The sequence below is a fragment of the Bacteroidales bacterium genome (assembly GCA_035647615.1).
Classification (GTDB): domain Bacteria; phylum Bacteroidota; class Bacteroidia; order Bacteroidales; family 4484-276; genus SABY01.
Genome location: DASRND010000032.1, coordinates 1 through 22,382 on the forward strand (window position 1 = coordinate 1; position 22,382 = coordinate 22,382).

The following is a 22,382-nucleotide window of genomic DNA, read 5'->3' on the forward strand; positions in this document are numbered from 1 at the left end:
TAATAAACAGTGAACTTTATATGGGAAAGGTTTACCCTTGACCATTCTTTTCGATAGGTTATAAAAAAAGCCACCGCTCATTGCGCCCCAGCTAAAACGATAGCAGTATTCATTAATATATTTCTGCAAACTATCAACCCGATGATGTAATTCACAAAGCCAGTCTATGGATTTCATTCGGTTCGTAAAATACTTGTTGTTTCCACATTTCAGACAACTAAATCCCACATCCCATTTGAGTTCTAATAAATAGGATAGAGATGCCCCATCGTTCGGGAGCTTTGACTGGAGGTCAAAAATTGGCAGGTTTTGGAACCGTTTTTCCATTTGTCCCAAAAGTATTGTATTTTTTTGTATTGCCGATATGACTTTCTTAAAAATCTATTTATCTAATTATTTACATAATAGCTGTAATGATTCACGATCAAGTGAATACTCTCTATTATTTTGTTTAAAAAGTTTTTAAGAAAAATCAGGAGTTAGTTACACTGAATCAAAGTTGACCCGGTTTGCCAGGTAAACTTCCTAAAGGCTCAGCTGGAGATTTCTCCTATAAAATTATAGAGGGAGTGTGGCACAAAATGAGATAGGTCGCATCAAAATAGCCCCATCCCCGTCCCTTCCCCGACGCGGGGAAGGGAGCTCACTTTCGTGGTTTGTACCTGAATCCAAAACGAAGCGCTCCGCTTGGCGAACTCATATAAAGCCCGGTAGAAGAGCTCTCCTCTATAGCTTGGAGAGGGGTCAGGGGTGAGGCGAGTAAAGCAGCTTTTTATTTTTAAAAATACTGTGAATTTATTTTTTCACCAGCTTTTGGATGTCTATTCCATTTTCAGTTTTAATAAAAACAAAATACAATCCTGCTGATAAATGGCTGATATCGATAGCTTGGTCATTGCAGCCGATGGGCATCTCCATCATCACAACTCCGCTTTGGTTGATGATGCGTATGCTTCCCGCTTTTGCATTGGTAATCACCAATTGCTCAGCTGCAGGGTTTGGCCAAATCTTTATGACGGCAGTCCCTTCGGCAGGCAGGTCTGTAAGCGTTTCATCATCTCCGGGTTGCAGATAAAAGGTATGCTCAGTATTTTGATTCACTTCAACAGTTATCTGAACAGCTTCAGAAGTTTGGTAACCGTCTGCCGAACAGGTCAGAGTGTAAGTTCCTGCCGGCAGTAGCATCGAATAGTGCGAACCAAAAGGAGTGGTAGTGGCTACAGCGCCGTTGTCGCTATTTGTAGCAGTAACATGCGCATCGGTTATGGAAATGTTGGTGATGGCATCGCGCACAAAGCCCTGAATTTTTCCGGTTTCACCACCAATGGTTACCTGAACGGGCGCCGAGTGAACCGACTCGCCCATATTGTAAACCGCTGTGACGGTGTAAATATGTGTTCCGGCAGATACATTTACATCCACAAAAGCAAGCGCGGGTATCAGGGATGTATTAATCTTTTGACCATCGCGATAAGCATTGTAGCCTTGCAGTTCAACCCTTGCCGGAGCTTCCCACGCCAGGGCTACATCAGTATTAACAACTGTGGCCGATAGATTTTGAGGCGGATTAAGTCCGGTCACCGGCTCATCGGTTATCTGCACATTGTCGATGGCCCACCAGTAATCATATTCGCCCACGTAATTCCATTTAACCCAAACGGTGGATATATGAGCAGCAGCAGTCGAAATATTTAACGTAACTGTTATTGCGGGATCAGGATAGCCACTATTGGATGATATCTCATAAACACTCGTCCAGTTTACTCCGTCGCTGCTTACCGAAACTGTTCCTTCCGAACTTTGGTACTGGCGGAATGACTGATCAAATTTTAAAACCACATAATCGGCATCGCTGCAATTGATGGGAGGTGTAATCAGGTCAGCATCCTGTCCGGAACTGCTGCCATAGAAATCGCTGTCGATAATGGCAAAGTTGTCGTCGAACCCTGCGCCGGTAAATGTGCGGTAGCCAGGATTGTCGAAAAGCCATGTTTCTCCGGCAGTGGCATTATCAATATTTTGCCATCCAGCGGGGAGTTCCTGGCCGTCGAAATTTTCGGTGAAAGGCAATTCAACAGCAGGGATAATATTCAGACCGTAAGCATAAACGCTGTAGCCGCGTGTTCCGGCAAAAATCACATCGGTAGTATTTCCATAAGCCAAATCCCATATCGCCATGTATTCGATGCCTGTATTAAAAGGCTGCCAGGTTTGTCCTTCGTCGGCGCTGTGAAATACGCCGTTGCCGGCCCCTGCATAAACGTCGGTGCCCGTGGTGCCCAGCACGCTCCAGGCCATTCCGCTAAGGTTGGGACATTGCGTATAAACGGCTCCGTCGGCAGATTTATAAATTCCTTTGTCTGTCGATTGGTAAACCATTTGGGCCAACGCTCCCGCCGGACGAACGGATTGATCCGTGAAATAGCTCACGCCCGTAAATCCTGTAGCTGCTGTATAATTGGCGCCTAAATCATCCGAATAATAAGTTTCGGTGCCCAATTGTTCGTAGCTGATCAGCACGCGTAATCCACCACTGCCATTTTCACACATATTAAAGCGCGGATAAAAGGCAAAAGGCAATCCTGCCGAAGCATTCCAGGTGTTGCCGCCATCGGTGGTATATTCCACTGGCCCGGTAGAGCCGCCCACCCACATGATGTCGGCGTTGTCGGGATGAATCATCACTCCGGTGTAATAGGTGGTGGTTTGGTGCAGCACCTGCCAGTTTTCGCCATAATCATCGCTATAGAACACACCATTGTTGGTGGCCACGAGCATGCGACCATTTTGCCAGTTGTAATCATTAGTAGGTGCAAACCCATAAGCCCACCAGCCCTGCAGGCCTGTGGATTTGTTTTGCCAGGTCAGACCCATATCTGTCGAGCGCCAGATGCCGCTGCCCTCGGAGCCTGCCCAAAGTTCGTTGCGATCAGCAAAGTAGGCAATGCAATGAACATACACATTGTTGAGTCCTTCCACGCTCATCACATATTGTTGCCCCTCGCCGCGGATAACGGAGCCCCAGCTTCCAAAAAGCGGTCCGGCCGCAGAGACGCCAACTGCCTGCCAGGTTTTCTCCGGAAAAGTGCTGGCCGCCGCTGTCCACGTATCGCCGTTGTTGGTACTTTCGTAAATATCACCACCATACACCACGGTTCTGAAAACGTTGTTGTATTTCACAATGCCGCGGGCGAAATTGCTGGTTGACAAGGCCTGTGTCCAATTAGCGCCACCGTCGATAGATTTAAAAATTCCGAATTGAGCGCCCAGCAGCAGAAAATCAGCATTGGCGGGATCTACATATACGCCATAACATTCGCCGGAAGCTGCCGGGTTTATGGCTGTCCAGGTGGCGCCATCCACGGAAGTGTAAAGCCCCGAGCCTGTTGTGCCCGACACTGCCAAAAACATTTTTGATGGGTTTGCCGCCGAAACAGCAAAGTCTTTCATAAAACCTACCGCCAGGTTGCTGTTGTTCCATGTCGTGCCACCGTCAGGCGAATAACGCACGCCCTGGTTGGAGGCTATGCCGGCAACCATAAGCTGTGGGTTGGCCGTCTGCAAGCCGATGCCGATGATGGTCGTGGATGGATACGCGATCAGGTTCCAGGCAGCCCCGCCGTCCGTCGATTCGTAGATACCATTTTTGCCGCCGGCATAGAATTTTCCCGCCTGCGTGGGGTGGGCGGTCACGCCGTACATAATCTTGTTGTTGATGTTGGAAGAATTCCAGGTGGCGCCGCCATCCTGCGAATACCACATTCCGCCATTTCCGCCGGTGGAGCTTCCGCAAGCCACCGTTACGTGCATGCCATTGGTGGCATCGGTAGCAAAGCCACGGATGTTTCCACCCCACGGGCCATGCGCACTCCATTCACCGCGCAGTTCTTCGGGCACCATTGCAAACGATTCCATAGTTTGCGGTTGCAGGTCGCGGGCAATGATTGCCTCGGTGGGGATGATGTCGCCGTTGAGGTCGATAGCCAATGGTTCTTGTGCCTGCGTAGCCACGCAAAACAGCAAACCAAATAAAAACGTCAGGTAAATGTTTTTCATAATTCTAAAATTTGATAGGTTAAGATTATTTTATAAAAACAAAATCAAAAGAAAGATGATTGTTTCTGTGGTTGAAAGGAGACAGTAAAACTATAAAAGTTTTTGTGATGTCTCAAAATATTAATTTGGGCGGCTGACGGGCTTTCCGCTATAGCTGGCTGCGCCATCTGCCGCTGCAATCCCTGCCGCGCTCATCGGCTACTTTAAGACGCTCGAAAGTCCTGCGGACGTTTCGAGGTCTCGTCCGCACGCTTACGATTCTCATTCAATGCCTCGTGGCGGTTACGTTGTATCTGGATGAGTTCGGACGAGGCTGTGGTGGCTGTGGTGGCTGAGCTTGTCGAAGCCAGCTTGTTTTTACAGGCTTTGCCTGTTTCAATTCTGGAAAAGAAGCAGGCAGAGCCTTCAAAAATAGACACAGCTTAGGTTGAGGTGGTTGAGCGTCGGCTGGTGAGCGGTGTCTAGTGAGCGTAGCCGAACCAAGTCGAAGCCAGCCTAAGCCAAACCCCGGCTTTGGATTATGGCGTTGATGTTTCATTCTACCATACTGTCGCTCCTACGGAAATAGTTCACTGTTTGAGACAAGTGAGGTTTCTTGATCAATTTTAATCTTTAAAGAATGCCTGCTGAAGATTGAAGACTAAAGACTGAGGATTACCTGCTGAGAAGCGTGATGCTAACAACCTCCGGGTGGTTGCCAATGCGTACGCGAGGCCCCCAAGTACCGGCGCCGGTAGAGACATAAAAATGGGTGTTCATAATTTTCATATAACCGCGGCTCAGCCTGAACACGCGGCGGGTGATGGCTTGCAGCGGCCACATCTGGCCATGGTGGGTATGACCGGAAATCTGAAGGCAGGTGCCGTTGTCGGCAGCTTCCTGCAATGCGATGGGCTGATGATCCATCACGATAATCGGAAGTTGTGGGTTTATCCCCGAAAGGATTTCTTTTAACCTTTTTCTTTTGGTGCCGATGAAATTGCTGCTGCTGGCATCTTCGCGACCGGCCAAAGCAAAAGCGCTGTCGATTTCCACAGCTTCATCACGCAAAAAACGGATGCCGTGTCTGGTTAGATATTCTACAGCTTTGTCGGCGCCACCGATGTATTCGTGATTCCCGGTAACGGCAAAGACGCCGTATTTGGATTTTAGCTGTTCGAAGATCACGCCCAGGTCTTTGTCGATTACCGGCTGCAGCTCTTCATCCACCAAGTCGCCGGGGAAAAGTACAAGATCAGGATTTTCGGCATTGATAGCATCTACCAGTCGCTGCAGGGTGTGTCTGCCGATAATGTGTCCCAGATGAATATCGGAAGCAAAGACCAGCTGCAACTTTCGCAGTCCGGGGATAGGTTTGTAAAGATCGAGGCTGAGCCGCTGCATCTTCGGGCGAAGTGCATTTTGATAACCATAAATGATCATTATTATCACCACCAGAATAACTATTGAAAAAGTAACGGCATTTATTATTGCCAAATGAGCATCCAGATAATTGGCCGCGGGTTCAATCCATTGCGCCAGCAAATAAACAAAATCAATAGCCAGCAGCAGCAGCGTAAAGTAAAGCATGGCGGCAAACCACATCCCGCCTGCCAACGACAGCGCATCCGAAAGCTTCACGGGTAGCCATTTGCCGACAATGCGCACAAGGGGATACATCATCACCGCCAGCACAAAAACGATGATATAAATAGTTACAGCGGTTGCTGACCCAAAAGAGCGCATCGCCACCAGGCCATTTTGAAAAATGTAATAGCTGATGCCCAGATAAATTACAAAAAAGACGGTGAGGAAGACCGCGAGTTGTTTCCAGTTCATAGGTTTGCCAAGATTTTTGGCGAGAACAACAGCTACGCTTTAAAATTGTTCGTCATATTTCGTCCAGAGCAGGTCGCCAAGTTTCCAGGCCTGATTTACCACGCGTGTTCCCCACTCATTTGTGTATTCGGTGAGCAGTTGGCGGGTTTTTTCGGGGTTGTTGGCGTTGTAAGCGTCGAGGGCTTTTTGTTCGATATTTTTCTGGTTGTCCAAAAGTTCTTGCTGCCAGGGATTCCATACTGCGTCCACGTCGTGGCGCATGTCGCCCCAGCGCTGTGATGCCAGCGTGCCCAGTCGGTTAAAAGCCCACCAGGCCGATTCCATGGTATAGCCGTTGGGACGTCCGGGGGTTTTGTATGGCGAAGGCAAATCCGTAACCGAACCATAAACGGGGATGTAAATGGAGGTAACCACGTTGTCCATGGCAAGCCATGCCACTCCGCCAATCTCGTCGGGCAGCCAGTCGCGGCACTGGATAATGGTGGCGTACATGGTGTACCAGCGCGCAATGGGGCGTTCTCCACGCCAGCCCCAGCCGCCGTTTATTTTAAAAAGCTTGTTCATATCGTAGGGCATCTGTGGATTGGCCAGCGGCGAGATGATCATCCGACCGGAGTCGTCGGCAACGGTGAGGTCTTTCACAAAATTAAAAGGGGTGTCTTCGTAATAATCTTTGAAAACCGTTATCAGGTCGCTCATTTCAACAGGGCGGTCAGGTTTTACTGAAAAAGGATAGTTCTCCTGGTAAGGATCAAGTTTTAAAGAGGGTGCCAGCAAATCGAAAACGCGCCATTCGCGGCGGCGTGAAGCCAGCGAAGTGCGACTTTCGGGCGCATAGGCATAGCAAAAACGGAAAGGCTCTTCGTCTTTTTTCCACCAGCCGCTGTCGATGGCCATGGTGTAAATATTGGCCGAAGCCATAAAATAATCTTTGTTTTCAAGATCAATTTCCTTGATGGTGCTGGCGTTGGCATTAACGCCAACATGATCGTCGGGAACGCGCTGCGCTACCCAGATAGCGCCGCGGTTTCCTTTGCCGGGACCCACAATCTCCAGATGCCACACTTCCGTTTTGTCGGCAATGGTGAGACATTCTCCATAATCGTTCCAGCCATATTCGGCCAGCAGTTCACCGCTCATGGTGATGGCCTGGCGTGCAGTGGTGCAGCGTTCGAGCATGAGCTGGCAAAGGCGCTGGCAGTCGATAAGCCCGTTGTCGCTTTGCAGCACATCGTGTCCGCCGAAAGTGGATTCGCCGACAGCCAACTGATGGTCGTTCAGGCAAGGATACGCTGTGTTGATGTAGCCATGGGTGGAGACGATTTGCGGAATCTCACCGACTTTGATGTTGGAATAAGTGGGCATGGCCAGCGTGTCGCAGGGTTCGCGCTTGTACATATTTTGTGTGGCGCCTTTGGGATGGGTGCGTGGTGGCATAATGTCGATCCACGAACGAGTGCGGTGGCTGTCGTCGGTGTGCGAAGTAATCACAGAGCCGTCGGCAGTGGCAACGCGTCCGCAGGTGATGGAGGTGCAGCCATCGGGAAAGCCGCCTTCCCAATCAGGTTTATCCTGAGCTGAAGTGAACAATGGCGTGGCAAAAAGCAACGTAGAGATAATCAGAAATCTAAAAGTTTTCATAGTACAATTAGTTGTGTTTACAGATGGGCAGCAAATGTAAGTGAATTTTGGAAAAGGATCTGGTTTGATATCACCAGCCAACAAGGTTTTATTTCTATAATTGCACGGCCAATTTTTTAGCTAAAGCTTTTCATCATTGATTATTTTAAAAGTTATGAATCGAAGGAATATCTTTTTTGTATTCGTTTTATTTGCCCTCGCTGCCTGCACGCGCTCCGGCGATGCTCCTGAAACTACCGAAGCACTGTTGGATTTGAAATTTAGCGAAAGCGAAACGGTGACTTATTACGAGGCCATCGAATATTATACGCGGCTGGCCGATCGTTACGCGGAAGCGGAATTATTAAGCTACGGCGTGACGGATGCCGGCAAGCCGCTGCATCTTTTTGTGATGTCGGTTGGCGGGGTTTTCGATCCTGCCAAAGTGCACGAAAGCGGTCGTGCAGTGGTGCTTATCAACAACGGCATTCATCCCGGCGAGCCTGAGGGTATCGATGCGAGCCTGTGGTTTGCCGATGATGTGCTGCGCAACGCCAACGGGATGCGCAGTCTGCTCGACAGTGTGGTGGTGTGTATCGTTCCGGTGTATAATGTGGGCGGCAGCCTCAACCGAAGTGCTTACCACCGCACCGGCCAGACTTCGCCGCATGCGGGTGGGCATCGCGGCAACGCCAAAAATCTCGATCTCAACCGCGACTTTGTGAAGATGGATACCAAAAATGCCAAGGCCTTTGCGGAGATTTTTCATACGTGGAATCCCGACGTCTTCCTTGATACGCACACCACCAATGGCTCCGATCATCAATATGTGATTACGCTCATCGAGTTTCAGCCCGACGCTTTGCCTGCGGCATTGGGAGCGTTTTACCGCGACACTTTTATCCCGCATCTTTACGAGGCCATGGAGCAAACCGATTACCCGCTGATTCCTTACGTCAGCTACCTTACGGAGTCGCCGAAGGGTGGCATTGCGCTCGATTTGCAGCAGCCACATTTTTCGACGGGTTATGTCGGGCTTTTTAATACGCTGGGCTTTATGACCGAGAACCATATTTACAAAGATTTTGATGACAGGGTGCGTTCGGTGTATGATTTCCTGGGAGTGTTAACAGGTTTTACCGCCAGCCACAGCAGCACCATCCGGGAGTTGCGTGCTGAAGCCGCCGAAACGATTACCAACCAAAAAGAATTCACGGTGCAATGGTCGCTCGACACTTCACAGCGGCAGATGATTCGCTTTCGTGGCTACGAGGACGAAACCGGTATAAGTCCGGTTACCGGATTGCCGCGGCGGGGCTACAACCGTCAGAAGCCTTACGACACACTCATCCCATTTTACGATCATTATGTGTCGGCACTTACCGTGGAAGCACCCGAATTTTACATCGTGCCGTCGGCCTGGGAGGAAGTTACCGAACGTCTTGCTCTTAACCGGGTGAAGATGTGCCGACTGGCCAAAGATACTGCGCTGGTGGCCGAATATTATAAAATTATAAATGTAGCGTCGTGGCCGCAGCAATACAACTGGCACCGCTATCATAGTAAGGTGCAGCTCGAGAAAGTGCGCGATACGCTGATGTTTTATGCCGGCGACTATGTGATAAAGATGAACCAGCCAGCCAACAAATACATTGTGGAGATGCTGGAGCCGGAAGCGGAAGATTCGTTTTTTAGATGGAATTTCTTTGATCCCTGCCTCGAAAGCCGCGAATACTTCTCGTCGTATGGCTTTGAAGAAAACGCCATGAAATACCTCGACACAAATCCTGATTTTAAAAAGCAATTTGAAGAAGCCGTAAAAAACGATCCTGCGCTGGCCGCCAGCCATCGTGCGCAGATGGGTTACATTTATGAAAATACCGAGTGGGCCGACAACCGCGTAAACCGCTATCCGGTGGTACGACTCAACGAAGCTATTCAATTGCCGCTGGTTGCGGAATAACGATTCGTCAATTATCCGCGAATTTCCTCCGATTATAGCAAATTACCGCTAATTATTTTTCGCGTGAATTAGTTTAATTCGAGTGAATTCGTGGATGGTTTTCTTGTCCGCGAATTACCACCAATTATGCGAATTGTCGCTAATTACTTTTCGCGTGAATTAGTTTAATTCGAGTGAATTAGCGGAGGATTTATAACCACAACGAAAAAGTTTAATTGTGTGGAATCATTTTATTTTTCCATTTGATTTGGCCAATTCAAAAGAACTTTTTATTTTTGTGGGTGAATATTGATTAACTCATTTTATCTTGACATTTTATGGCTTCAGATTTTACACCACGTCAAATAGAGATAATCCACGCAGCACTCGCGCTTATTGCCGAAAGCGGCATCCAGGGAATGACCATTAAAAACCTGGCCCGCAGGATAGGCTTCTCCGAATCTGCTGTGTATCGCCATTATGAAAACAAAGTTGGCATCCTGCTAGCGATACTCGAATATTTTGACCAAAATTTCGAGCAGCTTTTTGCTTCTGTTCTCCAATCCGATACATCAGTTCCTGAAAAACTCGAAGCGCTTTTTATGAATCTTTTCGGGATATTTCAAGCTACCCCTTCGTTGGTTTCAGTGATTTTTTCGGAAGAGTTTTTTCGCAATGAAGACATCCTTTACAAAAAAGTTTCCGGTGTGATGAACCAAAATTTGCGACAGCTTACCAATTTTCTGGCGCAGGGTCAGGCCAATGGCGAAATCAGGCAGGATGTGCAGGCCAAACTACTGGCTACTATTATTCTGGGTTCTGTGCGCCTGCAGGTGAAGCAATGGCAAATTATGGGATATACCACCGACATCGTTGCGCAGGGGAAAGAACTTATCAATACTTTGAAAATATTACTAAACACTTCATCGGCAAAAACCTAAAAACAGAAATGTGATGATAAAACTGAAAGGAAACAGCTCAAAAGGACTTACCGGCACCACGCTGGGATTTTTCTTCGGATTTGCGGCGGTAGCGCTCTATGGGCCAACCGCCATCATTTTTAAGGAAGCCATGTCGCTGACGCCGGTAGAACTGGGATTGCTTATCGCTGTGCCGACGCTCACCGGCTCGCTGCTGCGCATACCCTTTGGCGCCTGGGTGGACACTACCGGCGGCAAGATTCCCTTTTTGATTTTGATGATGCTTAGCGTTGTAGGTCTTGGTGGCGTTACGTTACTATTGTTTACGTCCTATCCCGACGACATGCAGGGAATGTACGGGCTGGTGTTGTTTTTTGGCATGCTGAGCGGCTGTGGTATCGCTACTTTCTCGGTAGGCATCGGGCAAACTTCCTACTGGTTTCCGAGCAGCAAGCAAGGCATGGCGCTGGGTACCTATGCCGGACTGGGAAATCTGGCGCCCGGCATTTTTTCGCTGGTGCTGCCCATATTCCTAACTTATTACGGCTTTATTTCGGCCTACTTTGCCTGGTTCCTGTTTCTGTTGTTGGGCACCATTTTGTATGGCTTTATCGGCCAGGATGCCTACTATTTTCAATATGTACGTGCCGGTTTATCCCAATCCAAGGCCAAAGGAAAAGCCAGCGAAAAGGGACAGGAGCTTTTCCCTACAGGGGGCGTAAAAGACAGTTTGATCAACTCAGCCAAAGTAAAAAATACCTGGGCGCTGGTGGTTTTATATTTCACCACCTTTGGCGGGTTTATCGCGCTTACAGCGTGGTTTCCCACTTATTGGAACGAGTTTCAGGGTTTTGATCCCGTAAAGGCAGGATTGTTTACAGCTATCTTTTCTATTTTGGCTTCGGCCATTCGTGTGCCGGGCGGAAGCATTGCCGACCGCTTTGGCGGCGAACGCATGGTGCTGCTCTCTATGGGCGTAATACTGGTGGCTGCGGCAATGCTCTCGTTTGCCGAAACGGTGCCAATGAGCATGGTTGCCGTGGTGCTGCTGGCCGCCGGGATGGGTGTGGGCAATGCGGCAGTGTTTAAGCTGGTGCCGGTGTATGTGCCCAAAGCAGTGGGCGGAGCTGCTGGATGGATCGGCGGGCTGGGCGCCTTTGGTGGGTTTGCCTTGCCGCCGCTAATGGGTGCTATCGCTGGCAAATTTGGCCATATTGGCTATGCCCGTGGCTTTATCCCCTTTGTGGCGCTTGCCGTTATCAACCTGGTGATTATTTGGGTAATGATTAGCAATAAAAACAAACAAGAACATCTGACGGAATTATTATAGAAAGCAATTATTTATTAATAAAAACGAAGACTATGAGCCTGATCAACCGACTTATTTATTTTAGTAAAAACAAACAAGAGAGTCGTGATAAGCACATCGTTACCACCGATGAAAATCGCAACTGGGAAAGTTTTTACCGCAACCGCTGGCAATATGATAAAGTGGTTCGTTCCACGCATGGCGTCAACTGCACAGGCTCATGTTCGTGGAAGATTTATGTGAAGAGTGGCCTGGTAACCTGGGAGGTTCAACATACCGATTATCCTGAAACCAGGCCTGATTTGCCCAACCACGAGCCGCGTGGCTGCCCGCGTGGTGCCAGCTATTCGTGGTATCTCTACAGCGCCAATCGCGTAAAGTATCCTGCAATTCGTGCTTCGCTGCTCAAGGCTTATCGCAATGCCAAAGCCAAAACCGGCGATCCCGTCAAGGCGTGGGCAAGCGTGGTGGAAGACAAAGCCATTTCTAAAAAATATAAAGCCGAACGTGGCCTGGGCGGAATGGTGCGCGGCGATTGGGACGAAATGAACGAAATTATCGCTGCTGCCAACGTTTACACCATCAAAACTTACGGCCCTGATCGCGTGGTGGGTTTTACACCCATCCCGGCCATGTCGATGGTTTCGTATGCTTCGGGAACGCGTTACCTGAGCCTGATAGGCGGCACTGTTCTTAGCTTTTACGATTTTTATTGCGACCTGCCACCTTCGTCGCCACAAACCTGGGGAGAGCAAACCGACGTGCCCGAAAGCGCCGATTGGTACAACTCTTCCTTTCTGATGCTGTGGGGCTCCAACGTGCCGCTCACCCGCACGCCCGACGCGCCTTTTTATACACAGGTGCGTTACAAAGGCACCAAGATCATCAATATCTCGCCCGACTTCAACGACGCTGCAAAGTTTGCCGACCTGTGGATGAAACCAAAGCAAGGCACCGATGCCGCGCTGGGAATGTCTATGGGGCATGTGATTTTAAAGGAATTTTATTTAGATAAAAAAACACCCTATTTTGAAGAATATGCCCGCCAATACACCGACTTACCTTTCCTGGTGAAAATAGAAAAGAAAGCCGACCGGTATGTTGCCGGAAGCCTGGTGCGGGCCAGCGATATGGATAGCGAGCTGAGCAAGGTTGAAAATGCGCAGTGGAAGCCGGTTCTCCTCGATACCAAAACCAATGAAATGGTTTTACCCAACGGCACCATCGGATCGAGGTGGGACAAAAGCCAGCGCTGGAATCTGGAGCTGAAAGATGTAGAAACCGGAAGGGAGATAAATCCCGTCCTCACAGTGGCTGACGACAAAGACCAACTGGTGGAGGTTTCGTTCCCCTATTTTGGTGGTAGCACCTATAAGCACGAACATTTTGCAGCAAGCACCCACAGCGACATCATCACGCGCAAAGTGCCTGTTAAAAAATCTGCCGACGGCAAATATTTCTATTGCACCGTCTTTGATTTGATGATAGCTCATTATGGTATTTCGCGTGGCTACGACGACGATCAGGCTGCTACGGATTATCACCAGGATTTGCCCTACACACCAGCCTGGCAGGAAACCATCACTGGGGTTCCGGCAGCGCACATCATTAGCACGGCACGGCAGTTTGCTGAAAATGCTGCCAAAACCAAAGGCAAATCCATGATCATCATTGGCGCCGGCGTCAACCATTGGTTTCACACCGACATGATTTACCGTAGCGCCATCAATATGCTGATGTTTTGCGGCTGCGTGGGCCAGTCGGGTGGCGGATGGGCGCATTATGTGGGGCAGGAAAAGCTGCGGCCACAAACCGGCTGGCTGCCGCTGGCGTTTGGTCTCGACTGGAACCGTCCGCCCAGACACATGAATACCACCTCCTTTTTCTATATGCACACCGATCAGTGGCGTTACGAAAAAGTAGGTCTCACCGAACTGGTTTCTCCTTTGGCCGATCAGGACGAATGGGGCAGGCAGTCGATGATAGATTGTAATGTAAAAGCCGAACGCATGGGCTGGCTGCCCTCGAGTCCGCAGCTTTCTGAGAACCCGCTAACGCTGGCAAAACAAGCCAAAAAAGCGGGCCTCAGCGCGGAAACTTATATTACGCAGCGGCTCAAAAGCGGCGACCTTACCATTGCTTCCGAAGACCCCGACAATCCGAAAAACTTCCCGCGTAATCTGTTTGTGTGGCGTTCCAACCTGATCGGCTCCAGCAGCAAAGGCATGGAATATTTTACCAAACACCTGTTGGGAACACAAAATAGTGTGTTGGGTGAGGATTTGAAAAAAACCGGTGGCGCATTGCCCCGCGAGGTGGTGTGGCACGACGAAGCGCCCGAGGGCAAACTCGATCTGCTCGTTACGCTCGACTTCCGCATGTCGACCACCACGCTGCACTCCGACATCATTCTGCCGGCGGCTACCTGGTACGAGAAAAACGACCTTAGCACCACCGACATGCACCCGTTTATCCATCCCTTTAGCAAAGCAGTGGATCCGGTGTGGGAAGCCCGTTCCGACTGGGAGATTTTTAGAGGCGTTTCCAAACGTTTTTCTGAACTCACCAAAGGTCATCTTGCCAAAGAAAAAGATATTGTGCTTTTGCCATTGCTGCACGACAGCCCGATGGAGCTTTCGGAAACTACCGATGCCATCGACTGGAAAACATCAGGCAAAGAGCTGATACCCGGCAAGAATATGTCGAAGATTGTTGCGATGGAGCGCGATTATCCCGAAACGTATCATCGTTTTACTACCCTCGGCCCACTGATGGTAAAAGCCGGCAACGGTGCCAAAGGCATCAACTGGAATACAGATGATGAAGTGGAGTTTTTGAAAAAACTGAATAAGACTTCTGAGCATCCCGGCGAGACCAACGGTCTGGTGCGCATCGAAAGCGATATAGACGCCGCCGAGGTAATCCTTACTCTGGCGCCCGAAACCAACGGCCATGTGGCGGTGAAGGCCTGGCAGGCGCTCGAAAAAATCACCGGCCGTGAGCACGCACATCTGGCAAGAAGCCGCGAAGACGAGAAGATACGCTTTAAAGATTTGCTTCGTCAGCCGCGTAAAATCATCACGTCGCCCATCTGGAGCGGCGTCGATTCGGAAGAGGTGTCGTACAATGCCGGTTATACCAACGTGCATGAACTTATCCCATGGCGCACCCTAACCGGACGGCAAACTTCCTATCAGGACCATCCGTGGATGATCGCTTTTGGCGAAAACCTGGTGTGCTACAAGCCGCCTCTCAACACCAAATCCATCGATAAAAAGATGCTCAACCTTACCGGGAATGACGAGTATCTGATCATCAATATGATGACACCGCACAACAAATGGACGATACACTCCTCATGGTCGGATAATCTGATAATGCTCACGCTGGGGCGCGGCGGTCCAGTTGTATGGATGAGCGAGATCGACGCCGAAAAAATTCATCTCAAAGACAATGACTGGGTGGAAGTTTTTAACCTTAACGGGGCGTCGGTGGCGCGGCTTATCGTATCGCAGCGCATACCCGAAGGTGCCCTGGTGATGTACCACAACCAGGAGCGCACGGTGAATATGCCCACCAACCAGATAAACGGAAACCGCGGCGGCGTGCATAATTCTGTCGAGCGTCTCAGCCTCAAACCAACGCACATGATCGGTGGCTACGCACAGTTGGCCTGGGGATTCAACTACTACGGTACCATTGGCTCCAACCGCGACGAGTTTGTAATCGTCCGCAAATTAAAAAAGGTAGAATGGAATGACGAACCCATCACGGAAACCACTAATAACAAATAGCTATGAAAATACGTGCACAAATAACGATGATCCTGAATCTCGATAAATGTTTAGGATGCCATACCTGCTCGGTGACCTGCAAAAACGTGTGGACGTCGCGCAAAGGCATGGAGTACGTGTGGTTTAACAATGTAGAAACAAAGCCGGGAATCGGTTATCCCGACCATTGGGAAAACCAGGAACGCTACAAAGGAGGCTGGAAACTTGCCAACAAGAAGCTTAGCCCACGCATGGGCAGGAAAGTCGGCATCATGAAAAATATCTTTGCCAATCCTGATATGCCGCGCATCGACGATTATTATGAGCCTTACACCTTCAACTACAAAATCCTGCACAGCGGCTCCCGTTTTAAAACGCCACCATCGGCGCGCCCTTTTTCGGTGATGACCGGAAAACCGATGGACAAGATACGCAAGTCGGCCAACTGGGACGATAACCTGGGCGGCACTTTCGAAAGACGTGGCGCTGACAAAAACTTCGACAATATCCAGAAGGAAATATATGGTGCTTTCGAGAACAGTTTTATGATGTATGTGCCGCGTCTGTGCGAGCACTGCCTCAACCCGACGTGTGTAGCAGTCTGTCCTTCGGGCGCCATATACAAACGCGAAGAAGACGGCATCGTGCTCATCGATCAGAACCGGTGCCGTGGCTGGCGCCAATGTGTTACGGGTTGTCCGTATAAAAAAGTTTATTTTAACTGGGAAACACACAAGTCAGAAAAATGCACTTTTTGTTATCCAAAAATAGAGGTGGGCGAGCCGACCATCTGCAGTGAGTCGTGCGTGGGCAGGATTCGTTATATCGGCATGTTGCTTTATGATGCTGATAAGATTCTAGAAGCCGCTTCTGTCGAAAATGAGCAGGATCTGTATCAGAAGCACCTGGAGCTTTTCCTCGATCCCAACGATCCGGAAGTAATAGCAGAGGCCAAAAAGCAGGGCATTTCCCATAACGTTTTGGAAGCTGCCCGCCAATCACCGATATATGAGCTGGCCATTCGCTGGAAGCTGGCATTCCCGCTGCATCCCGAATATCGTACGCTGCCGATGGTGTGGTATATTCCGCCTTTGTCGCCCATCATGCAGGCTGTCGAAAGTGGTAAACTCGGCGTCAACGGCATCCTGCCCGACCTGGACGCATTGAGCATTCCTAATCAATACCTGGCCAATATCTTTACTGCCGGCGACGAAGCGCCCATCAAAACTGCCCTGCGGCGTATGCTGGCAATGCGCGCTTATATGCGCAGCAAAACGGTGGACGGAGTGGAAAACGCTGAAGTTCTGAAAGGCACCGGCCTCACACCTGCCGACACCGAAAAGATGTACCAGCTAATGGCCATCGCCAACTTCGACGACCGCTTTGTGATTCCCACCTCGCATCGCGAAGAGGCACAAAACGTTTTTGATATTAAATCATCCTGTGGCTTTTCCACCGATCCGGGCTGTGACGCCGATAAGCTGCGTAATTTATTTGGAGGATTTTGATGATGCTGAAAACTTATAAAACGCTGGCGCTTTTGCTCTCCTATCCACAGGAAGAGTTGCAGCAATTTTTGGCGGAAGCCATAGATATTCTTAATAGCGAAAAGCTGCTCGCTCCTGATGAAGTGGGAAAAGTGGCTGAGTTTGTCGACCGGTTTTCCAACGAAGAGCTTCTGGAATGGCAGGCGCATTATGTGCAGCTTTTCGATTTCGGGCGCAGCACCTCACTGCATCTCTTCGAGCATGTAATGGGCGTCTCGAAAGACCGCGGGCAGGCCATGGTGGACTTGCAGGAGCTTTACAACCAAAACGGCCTGCAGATGACGGTAAATGAGCTGCCCGACTACCTGCCGGTTTTTTTGGAGTTTCTATCCACACAGCCTGCCTCCCGTGCCGCAGAGCTGCTGGCTTCGCCCATCGAAATCATTGCGCGCATTGGGGCTACTTTGGCCGAAAAGAAAAATCCGTATCATCATCTCTTTTCTGCTCTCATCAGTTTATCGTCCGTACAGCCTGATTTAGCGAAAGCGAAAGAAACCGCCAGAAACCAAAAACCCATGAACCCGGACGCCGAATACGACGAACCACCTGTAGATTTTAGCAATTCATGTATCAATTGTAAATAATAATTGCCATGGAACATTACATCAACAATTTCTTATTCACCTACTTTCCACACATCGCCTTTGCGGTGTTCTGGTTTGGACTCATCACCCGCCTCGTGCTGGCCAACAAAGGCATTCAGGCGCAATCGACTCAGCTTTTCAGCGATAAGTACGTGCGGCTTGGCAGCAATCTTTTCCATTACGGAATCATCCTGGTGTTCTTCGGGCATCTCACTTTATTTCTGCCCGAAAGCTGGTATCATCTGGTAATGACCACCGAAACCAAACGCACCCTCGCGCTTATCGCGGGAAGTATTTTTGGCACCATCGCGGTGGCAGGCATGGTTATCCTTCTGGTAAGGCGCTATTCGTCGCCACGGGTGAAGCACAACAGCAATTTCCACGATTACTTCATCCTGTTTCTGTTACTTATCGAAGCCGGGTTGGGTCTGAGCGCTATAGCCGGCACGGCCTATACTTCGGTGGAACAGTATGCGGCGCTGGGTGAGTGGGCGCAAGCCATCATCACCTTCCAGCCCGATGCCGGCGCTATCCTGGCAAGCCACGCCATACAATACAAAATTCATATCGTGGTGGGACTGCTCATTTTTATGATCTTTCCTTATACCAAGCTTATGCACATGCTCGTGCTGCCGCTGGCCTACTTTTTCCGTTCAGGATACCAGCTTGTTCGCCGGCCTTTTGGTACTGCTATCAAGTCATAAATTAGATATTGATGGGTGGTTTAGTTGTCCGCTAATTTTCGCCAATTAAGCGAATTGTCGCTAATTATTTTCGTGTTCATTAGCTTAATTCGTGTGAACTCGTGGAGGGTTTTCGCTCCTTTAGAATGCATCTGCAAATTTACTGGCATTGCATTTGTAATTATTCCTACTTTATAATTTCTTTATTTTTAATAAAAAAAAGCTATGAAAACCTTCCAAACCCTTCTGATTGCCACGCTTCTGTTGGTGCTGACGTCATGTACAAAAGATAATGCAAAACCACAACCTACACCTGCCGTTATCCAGCTTACCGAAAAGGGAGCTGCAGTTATCGGCAAGAGCAACGACTTTGGCATCCAACTGTTTCAAAAAGTGGCCGCGGAAGATCCCGGCAACCTGATGCTTTCTCCGCTTTCGGCTTCGGTGGCGCTGACGATGTTGATGAATGGCGCGGAAGAGGAGACTTACAACCAGATTAACAATATGCTGGGCTACGATGGAATGTCGGCCAGCGAAGTGAACGAGGCTTACCAATCGCTGGTGACGCAACTGCTTGCCGCCGATGGCACAGTGCAACTGGATCTGGCCAACGCTGTGTGGTACCGCAACTCGTTTGTGGCCAAGACTTCATTTTTACAAATCATGCAGGAGGCTTTTGATGCACAGGCAGAAGGTCTTGACTTTGGCTCGCCGTCGGCTTTGGCAACAATAAACGGGTGGGCTTCCGATAATACCCATGGGAAAATCAATCAGGTGCTGTCCGAAATCAGTCCGGATGACGTGATGTTTCTGATTAATGCGCTTTATTTCAAGGGGTCGTGGACACAGAAATTTGATAAAAATAAAACCAACGACGCAGCTTTTCATTATTACGATGGTAGCACTGCAAATATTCCCACCATGCACGGCCAAGTGCCCGGACGCCTTGTTACCGCGACCGGTTACCAGGCTATTGAAATCTTTTATGGCCGCAAAAACTTTTCGATGATTATCATGCTGCCCGATACGGATATTGATGCGCTGACAGAATCGCTTACGCCGGCATTGTGGAACGATCTGACCCAGCAGCTTGGCAGCGGGTACGAGCAGGAGGTGGATTTGTCGCTGCCCAAATTTTCATTTAAATACGAAAAGGGACTCAACGACGAGCTTATGGCTTTGGGCATGACCGATGCTTTTATTTCTGGAGTTGCTAATCTGACGGGTATCGCCGAGGCTCAACTATTTGTGAGTTTTGTAAAGCAGAACACTTTCGTGGAAGTTAACGAGCAGGGTACCGAAGCAGCAGCCGTTACAACCGTTGCTATTGGGCTTACATCTGCAGGCGATGAGCCACCAGAATTTATAGTGGATCGGCCGTTTCTGTTCTTTATCCGCGAACAAACCACCAACACGCTGATGTTTGCCGGCAAAGTGATGGAGCCGTAAGTTTATAGGATGGTAACCTTGTCCGCGAATTATCGCCAATGAAGCGAATTTTCGCTAGTTATTTTTCGTGTGAATTAGCGGAGGTTTTTTATCCTATTTGTCTGAATTCGTTCTAATAGCCTTTGCCTTAAATAAATTTGCCGTTTACTTTCCGGGAAATTGTTTATCACACGTTAGTTGATATATTTGATCTCTGAAACATCCCGAAATATGAAACGATATTTTTTACATCTGTTGATTTTGTGTGCTTTTTGTATTCAAAGCCTCACGCTTATTTCACAAAATCTGGGGCAAAACGAAGCTACAAGCCTCGCCACATCTTTTTTTCAATCCAAATTAAACCAAACCGGGAATACCCGGACACTGACCGGAATCGCCCAATGCGACCTCAAATCTTCGGGAGAAAGGAATCTTTATTACATCATAAATTTTGAAGAGGGTGGATTTGTGATCCTATCCTCCGACAGAAGGTTTTATCCCATTCTGGCTTACGCTTTCGAAGGTAATTTTGAAATGGATAACGTTCCTGAAAATTGCAATACCTGGCTTGCCTCCTGGGAAAGACAGATTTCCTATGCACTCGAAAACGAGCATCTTTTGTTGCCAGATCATTCCAAAGCATGGGAAAATTTAACCACCGAAGGGCAAGCAGCAAAGGGTACCAAAGGAGTTGCGCCGCTGACTACCTGCAAATGGGCACAGTCGGCACCACACAACCAAATGTGCCCTGCCGATCCCGATAGTTACGATGGCCATACGCCTGCCGGCTGCGTGGCAACAGCCATGTCGCAACTCATCTATTATTACCGTTTTCCAATGTCGGGTGCTGGCACGGTGCTTTACACGCCGCCCTACAAATTAGGAATTTATGGTCCTCAGTATGTGAATTTTGCCGAAGCTGTTTACGACTGGCCTGCCATGACCGACCTGTGCCGCGAAACCAACGATGCCATAGCTCAGCTTTGCTATCACACGGGCGTATCTGTAAAAATGGGCTACATGCCCGAATCCTCCGGAGCCAATATCAACAACGTTAGTGCTGCGCTTTCTGCGCATTTCAACTATTTGGCCGATGATTTTATGGAACGGTCAGCGGCTGCAAATACTGAGGAATGGGTTGCTTTGCTCATCGCAAATCTCGATAATAGACAACCTGTTTTGTACCGAAGCTCGATGGGGTGGGGAGGTCATGTTTATCTGTGCGATGGCTACCAGGATTCTACACATTTTCATTTCAACTGGGGTTGGGGAGGTGCCTACAACGGTTATTTCTACATCGACAATCTTACGCCGGGAGGCATCAATATCAATTCGGGGCAGGGCGCTATTTTTAATATCTATCCCGACACCACGCAGTTTGTGTTTCCGGTTTTTAATAGTAACAATGAAATGCTTACCAATAATGTCGGCAGTTTTGAAGATGGGAGTGCTAATTTGAATTACCTGCCTGAAACCCACAATTCGTGGCTGATACAGCCCGACAACAGCGAGATCACCAATATTTTGCTGGAGTTTACTTTTCTTGATACAGAAGCTGATGTTGATCAGATTCATATTTATGATGGTGTGTCGGCAGAGGCTCCGCTATTGGCCGTGGTGAGTGGCAACGATTTTCCGTTTTCATTCTACAGTTCGGGGTCGACGCTATTCGTAACTTTCGATTCGGATCATCAAAACCAAGCGCAGGGCTTTCATGCCAATTATTATGGCTATCGCCTTCCCTTTTGTGAGGCAAGTCCGGTGCTGACCGAGCCTTTCGGCATGGTAGAAGATGGAAGCCGCTACCACCAATACACCGACAACACCAATTGTGAATGGCTGATTGCCCCCGAGCTCTCTCCCGTCGATTCCATCGCTCAGCTTTCACTTCATTTTTATCAGTTTGATCTGGCCAATGGCGACACACTATTTATGTATGACGGGGAAAGCCCTCACGCTCCGCTGTTGGGTAAATTCACCGGAACCACTCGTCCCGACGATCTGATTACATCAGGCAACAAGCTGTTTTTGAATTTTATTACCGACAGTGCCGCTACCGGCCAGGGTTGGCGAGTGGGTTGGGATTACATCCTTCCGGAATATTGCGCCGACACGCTCCATTATTCTGCTACTACGGATACGCTGACCGATGGCAGTGGCGAAAAAAATTACACCGAAAACACGGATTGTTATTTTTTAATTGAAGTTGCCGATGCCACATACATCACCATCACTTTCACTGATTTTGAATTGGAAGTCGATTATGATTATCTCAAAATTTTCGATCCTTCTAATCCGAACCAGCCGCTCGATAAGTTTTCGGGCTTCTCGCTGCCACCCTCCAAAACCTATCCGGGCAATCGGTTGTTGCTGCATTTCCACAGCGATTACCGCGACAATTTCCAGGGGTGGCAGCTTGTTTATCAAGCCACTCCATCGGCAATCCCGGAGTTGGAAAACAGAATTACTGTTTACCCCAATCCGGTTTCAGATTTTCTGACCATCGACTGGCAGGTTCAAAACAGCTCAAATTTTTATTACCAAATTTATCATCCAAATGGAAGTGTGATGCGCTCGGGTGAGGCGGGTTCGATGCCGGCACAGATCGACCTTAGCGCTTTCGCACCGGGTATTTATTATCTCCACATTGTTTTTGATCAAACTGTTGTTACCAAAAAAATATTAAAACTTTAAAAACACAC

Annotated in this window: 14 protein-coding genes; 10 read left to right on the plus strand and 4 right to left on the minus strand. The window is 48.9% G+C overall.

What is annotated here, in order from left to right:
• Both VFC92_09940 and VFC92_09945 read right to left on the minus strand, forming a co-directional pair.
• The coding region (locus tag VFC92_09940) for a hypothetical protein (protein ID HZK08511.1) at positions 1-327 on the minus strand (327 nt) is incomplete at its 3' end.
• Between the two features lie 468 nt (positions 328-795).
• Positions 796-4,056, minus strand: coding sequence for a carboxypeptidase regulatory-like domain-containing protein (locus VFC92_09945; GenBank protein ID HZK08512.1), 3,261 nt, complete (start codon positions 4,054-4,056; stop codon positions 796-798).
• 297 nt (positions 4,057-4,353) lie between these two features.
• On the opposite strand from VFC92_09945, the gene VFC92_09950 reads away from it, so the two are divergent.
• On the plus strand, positions 4,354-4,482 hold the full coding sequence (locus VFC92_09950) for a hypothetical protein (protein HZK08513.1): 129 nt from the start codon (positions 4,354-4,356) through the stop codon (positions 4,480-4,482).
• Positions 4,483-4,710: 228 nt separating this feature from the next.
• On the opposite strand, the gene VFC92_09955 is transcribed toward VFC92_09950, so the two are convergent.
• Both VFC92_09955 and VFC92_09960 read right to left on the minus strand, forming a co-directional pair.
• Positions 4,711-5,874, minus strand: coding sequence for a metallophosphoesterase (locus VFC92_09955; protein ID HZK08514.1), 1,164 nt, complete (start codon positions 5,872-5,874; stop codon positions 4,711-4,713).
• 39 nt (positions 5,875-5,913) lie between these two features.
• A complete protein-coding gene (locus VFC92_09960; GenBank protein HZK08515.1) occupies positions 5,914-7,515 on the minus strand; it encodes a C69 family dipeptidase in 1,602 nt (533 codons plus the stop codon).
• Positions 7,516-7,669: 154 nt separating this feature from the next.
• Between VFC92_09960 and VFC92_09965 the strand changes: the two genes are divergently transcribed.
• The 9 genes from VFC92_09965 (at position 7,670) to VFC92_10005 (ending at position 22,374) form a co-directional block, all read left to right on the plus strand.
• Positions 7,670-9,457 carry a M14 family zinc carboxypeptidase gene (locus VFC92_09965; GenBank protein HZK08516.1) on the plus strand — a complete coding sequence of 596 codons (1,788 nt, stop codon included), beginning with the start codon at positions 7,670-7,672 and terminating at the stop codon, positions 9,455-9,457.
• 317 nt (positions 9,458-9,774) lie between these two features.
• The gene (locus VFC92_09970) at positions 9,775-10,377 is read left to right on the plus strand and encodes a TetR/AcrR family transcriptional regulator (protein ID HZK08517.1); all 603 of its coding nucleotides are present in this window, start codon (positions 9,775-9,777) and stop codon (positions 10,375-10,377) included.
• A gap of 13 nt (positions 10,378-10,390) precedes the next feature.
• Complete coding sequence (locus VFC92_09975; GenBank protein HZK08518.1) at positions 10,391-11,686, plus strand: MFS transporter; 1,296 nt, start codon at positions 10,391-10,393, stop codon at positions 11,684-11,686.
• Positions 11,687-11,718: 32 nt separating this feature from the next.
• On the plus strand, positions 11,719-15,459 hold the full coding sequence (locus VFC92_09980) for a nitrate reductase subunit alpha (protein HZK08519.1): 3,741 nt from the start codon (positions 11,719-11,721) through the stop codon (positions 15,457-15,459).
• A gap of 2 nt (positions 15,460-15,461) precedes the next feature.
• Positions 15,462-16,946: a nitrate reductase subunit beta gene (gene narH, locus VFC92_09985; protein ID HZK08520.1), complete on the plus strand. Its 1,485-nt coding sequence runs from the start codon at positions 15,462-15,464 to the stop codon at positions 16,944-16,946.
• Positions 16,946-17,569 (plus strand): nitrate reductase molybdenum cofactor assembly chaperone, encoded by a 624-nt coding sequence (narJ, locus tag VFC92_09990; protein ID HZK08521.1) that lies wholly within the window; start codon positions 16,946-16,948, stop codon positions 17,567-17,569. The genes narH and narJ overlap by 1 nt, the downstream gene beginning before the upstream one ends.
• An 8-nt stretch (positions 17,570-17,577) precedes the next feature.
• A complete protein-coding gene (gene narI, locus VFC92_09995) occupies positions 17,578-18,273 on the plus strand; it encodes a respiratory nitrate reductase subunit gamma (protein HZK08522.1) in 696 nt (231 codons plus the stop codon).
• A gap of 204 nt (positions 18,274-18,477) precedes the next feature.
• A complete protein-coding gene (locus VFC92_10000; protein ID HZK08523.1) occupies positions 18,478-19,701 on the plus strand; it encodes a serpin family protein in 1,224 nt (407 codons plus the stop codon).
• 210 nt (positions 19,702-19,911) lie between these two features.
• Positions 19,912-22,374 (plus strand): C10 family peptidase, encoded by a 2,463-nt coding sequence (locus VFC92_10005; GenBank protein ID HZK08524.1) that lies wholly within the window; start codon positions 19,912-19,914, stop codon positions 22,372-22,374.
• Positions 22,375-22,382 lie beyond the last annotated feature (8 nt).

Coding starts and splice junctions, on each gene's coding strand:
- narJ (HZK08521.1), top strand. CDS start 16,946: ATGATGCTGAAAACTTATAAAACGCTGGCGCTTTTGCTCTCCTATCCA.
- narI (HZK08522.1), top strand. CDS start 17,578: ATGGAACATTACATCAACAATTTCTTATTCACCTACTTTCCACACATC.
- narH (HZK08520.1), top strand. CDS start 15,462: ATGAAAATACGTGCACAAATAACGATGATCCTGAATCTCGATAAATGT.
- VFC92_09960 (HZK08515.1), bottom strand. CDS start 7,515: ATGAAAACTTTTAGATTTCTGATTATCTCTACGTTGCTTTTTGCCACG.
- VFC92_09970 (HZK08517.1), top strand. CDS start 9,775: ATGGCTTCAGATTTTACACCACGTCAAATAGAGATAATCCACGCAGCA.
- VFC92_09945 (HZK08512.1), bottom strand. CDS start 4,056: ATGAAAAACATTTACCTGACGTTTTTATTTGGTTTGCTGTTTTGCGTG.
- VFC92_09955 (HZK08514.1), bottom strand. CDS start 5,874: ATGAACTGGAAACAACTCGCGGTCTTCCTCACCGTCTTTTTTGTAATT.
- VFC92_09975 (HZK08518.1), top strand. CDS start 10,391: ATGATAAAACTGAAAGGAAACAGCTCAAAAGGACTTACCGGCACCACG.
- VFC92_10000 (HZK08523.1), top strand. CDS start 18,478: ATGAAAACCTTCCAAACCCTTCTGATTGCCACGCTTCTGTTGGTGCTG.
- VFC92_09980 (HZK08519.1), top strand. CDS start 11,719: ATGAGCCTGATCAACCGACTTATTTATTTTAGTAAAAACAAACAAGAG.
- VFC92_09950 (HZK08513.1), top strand. CDS start 4,354: ATGAGTTCGGACGAGGCTGTGGTGGCTGTGGTGGCTGAGCTTGTCGAA.
- VFC92_09965 (HZK08516.1), top strand. CDS start 7,670: ATGAATCGAAGGAATATCTTTTTTGTATTCGTTTTATTTGCCCTCGCT.
- VFC92_10005 (HZK08524.1), top strand. CDS start 19,912: ATGAAACGATATTTTTTACATCTGTTGATTTTGTGTGCTTTTTGTATT.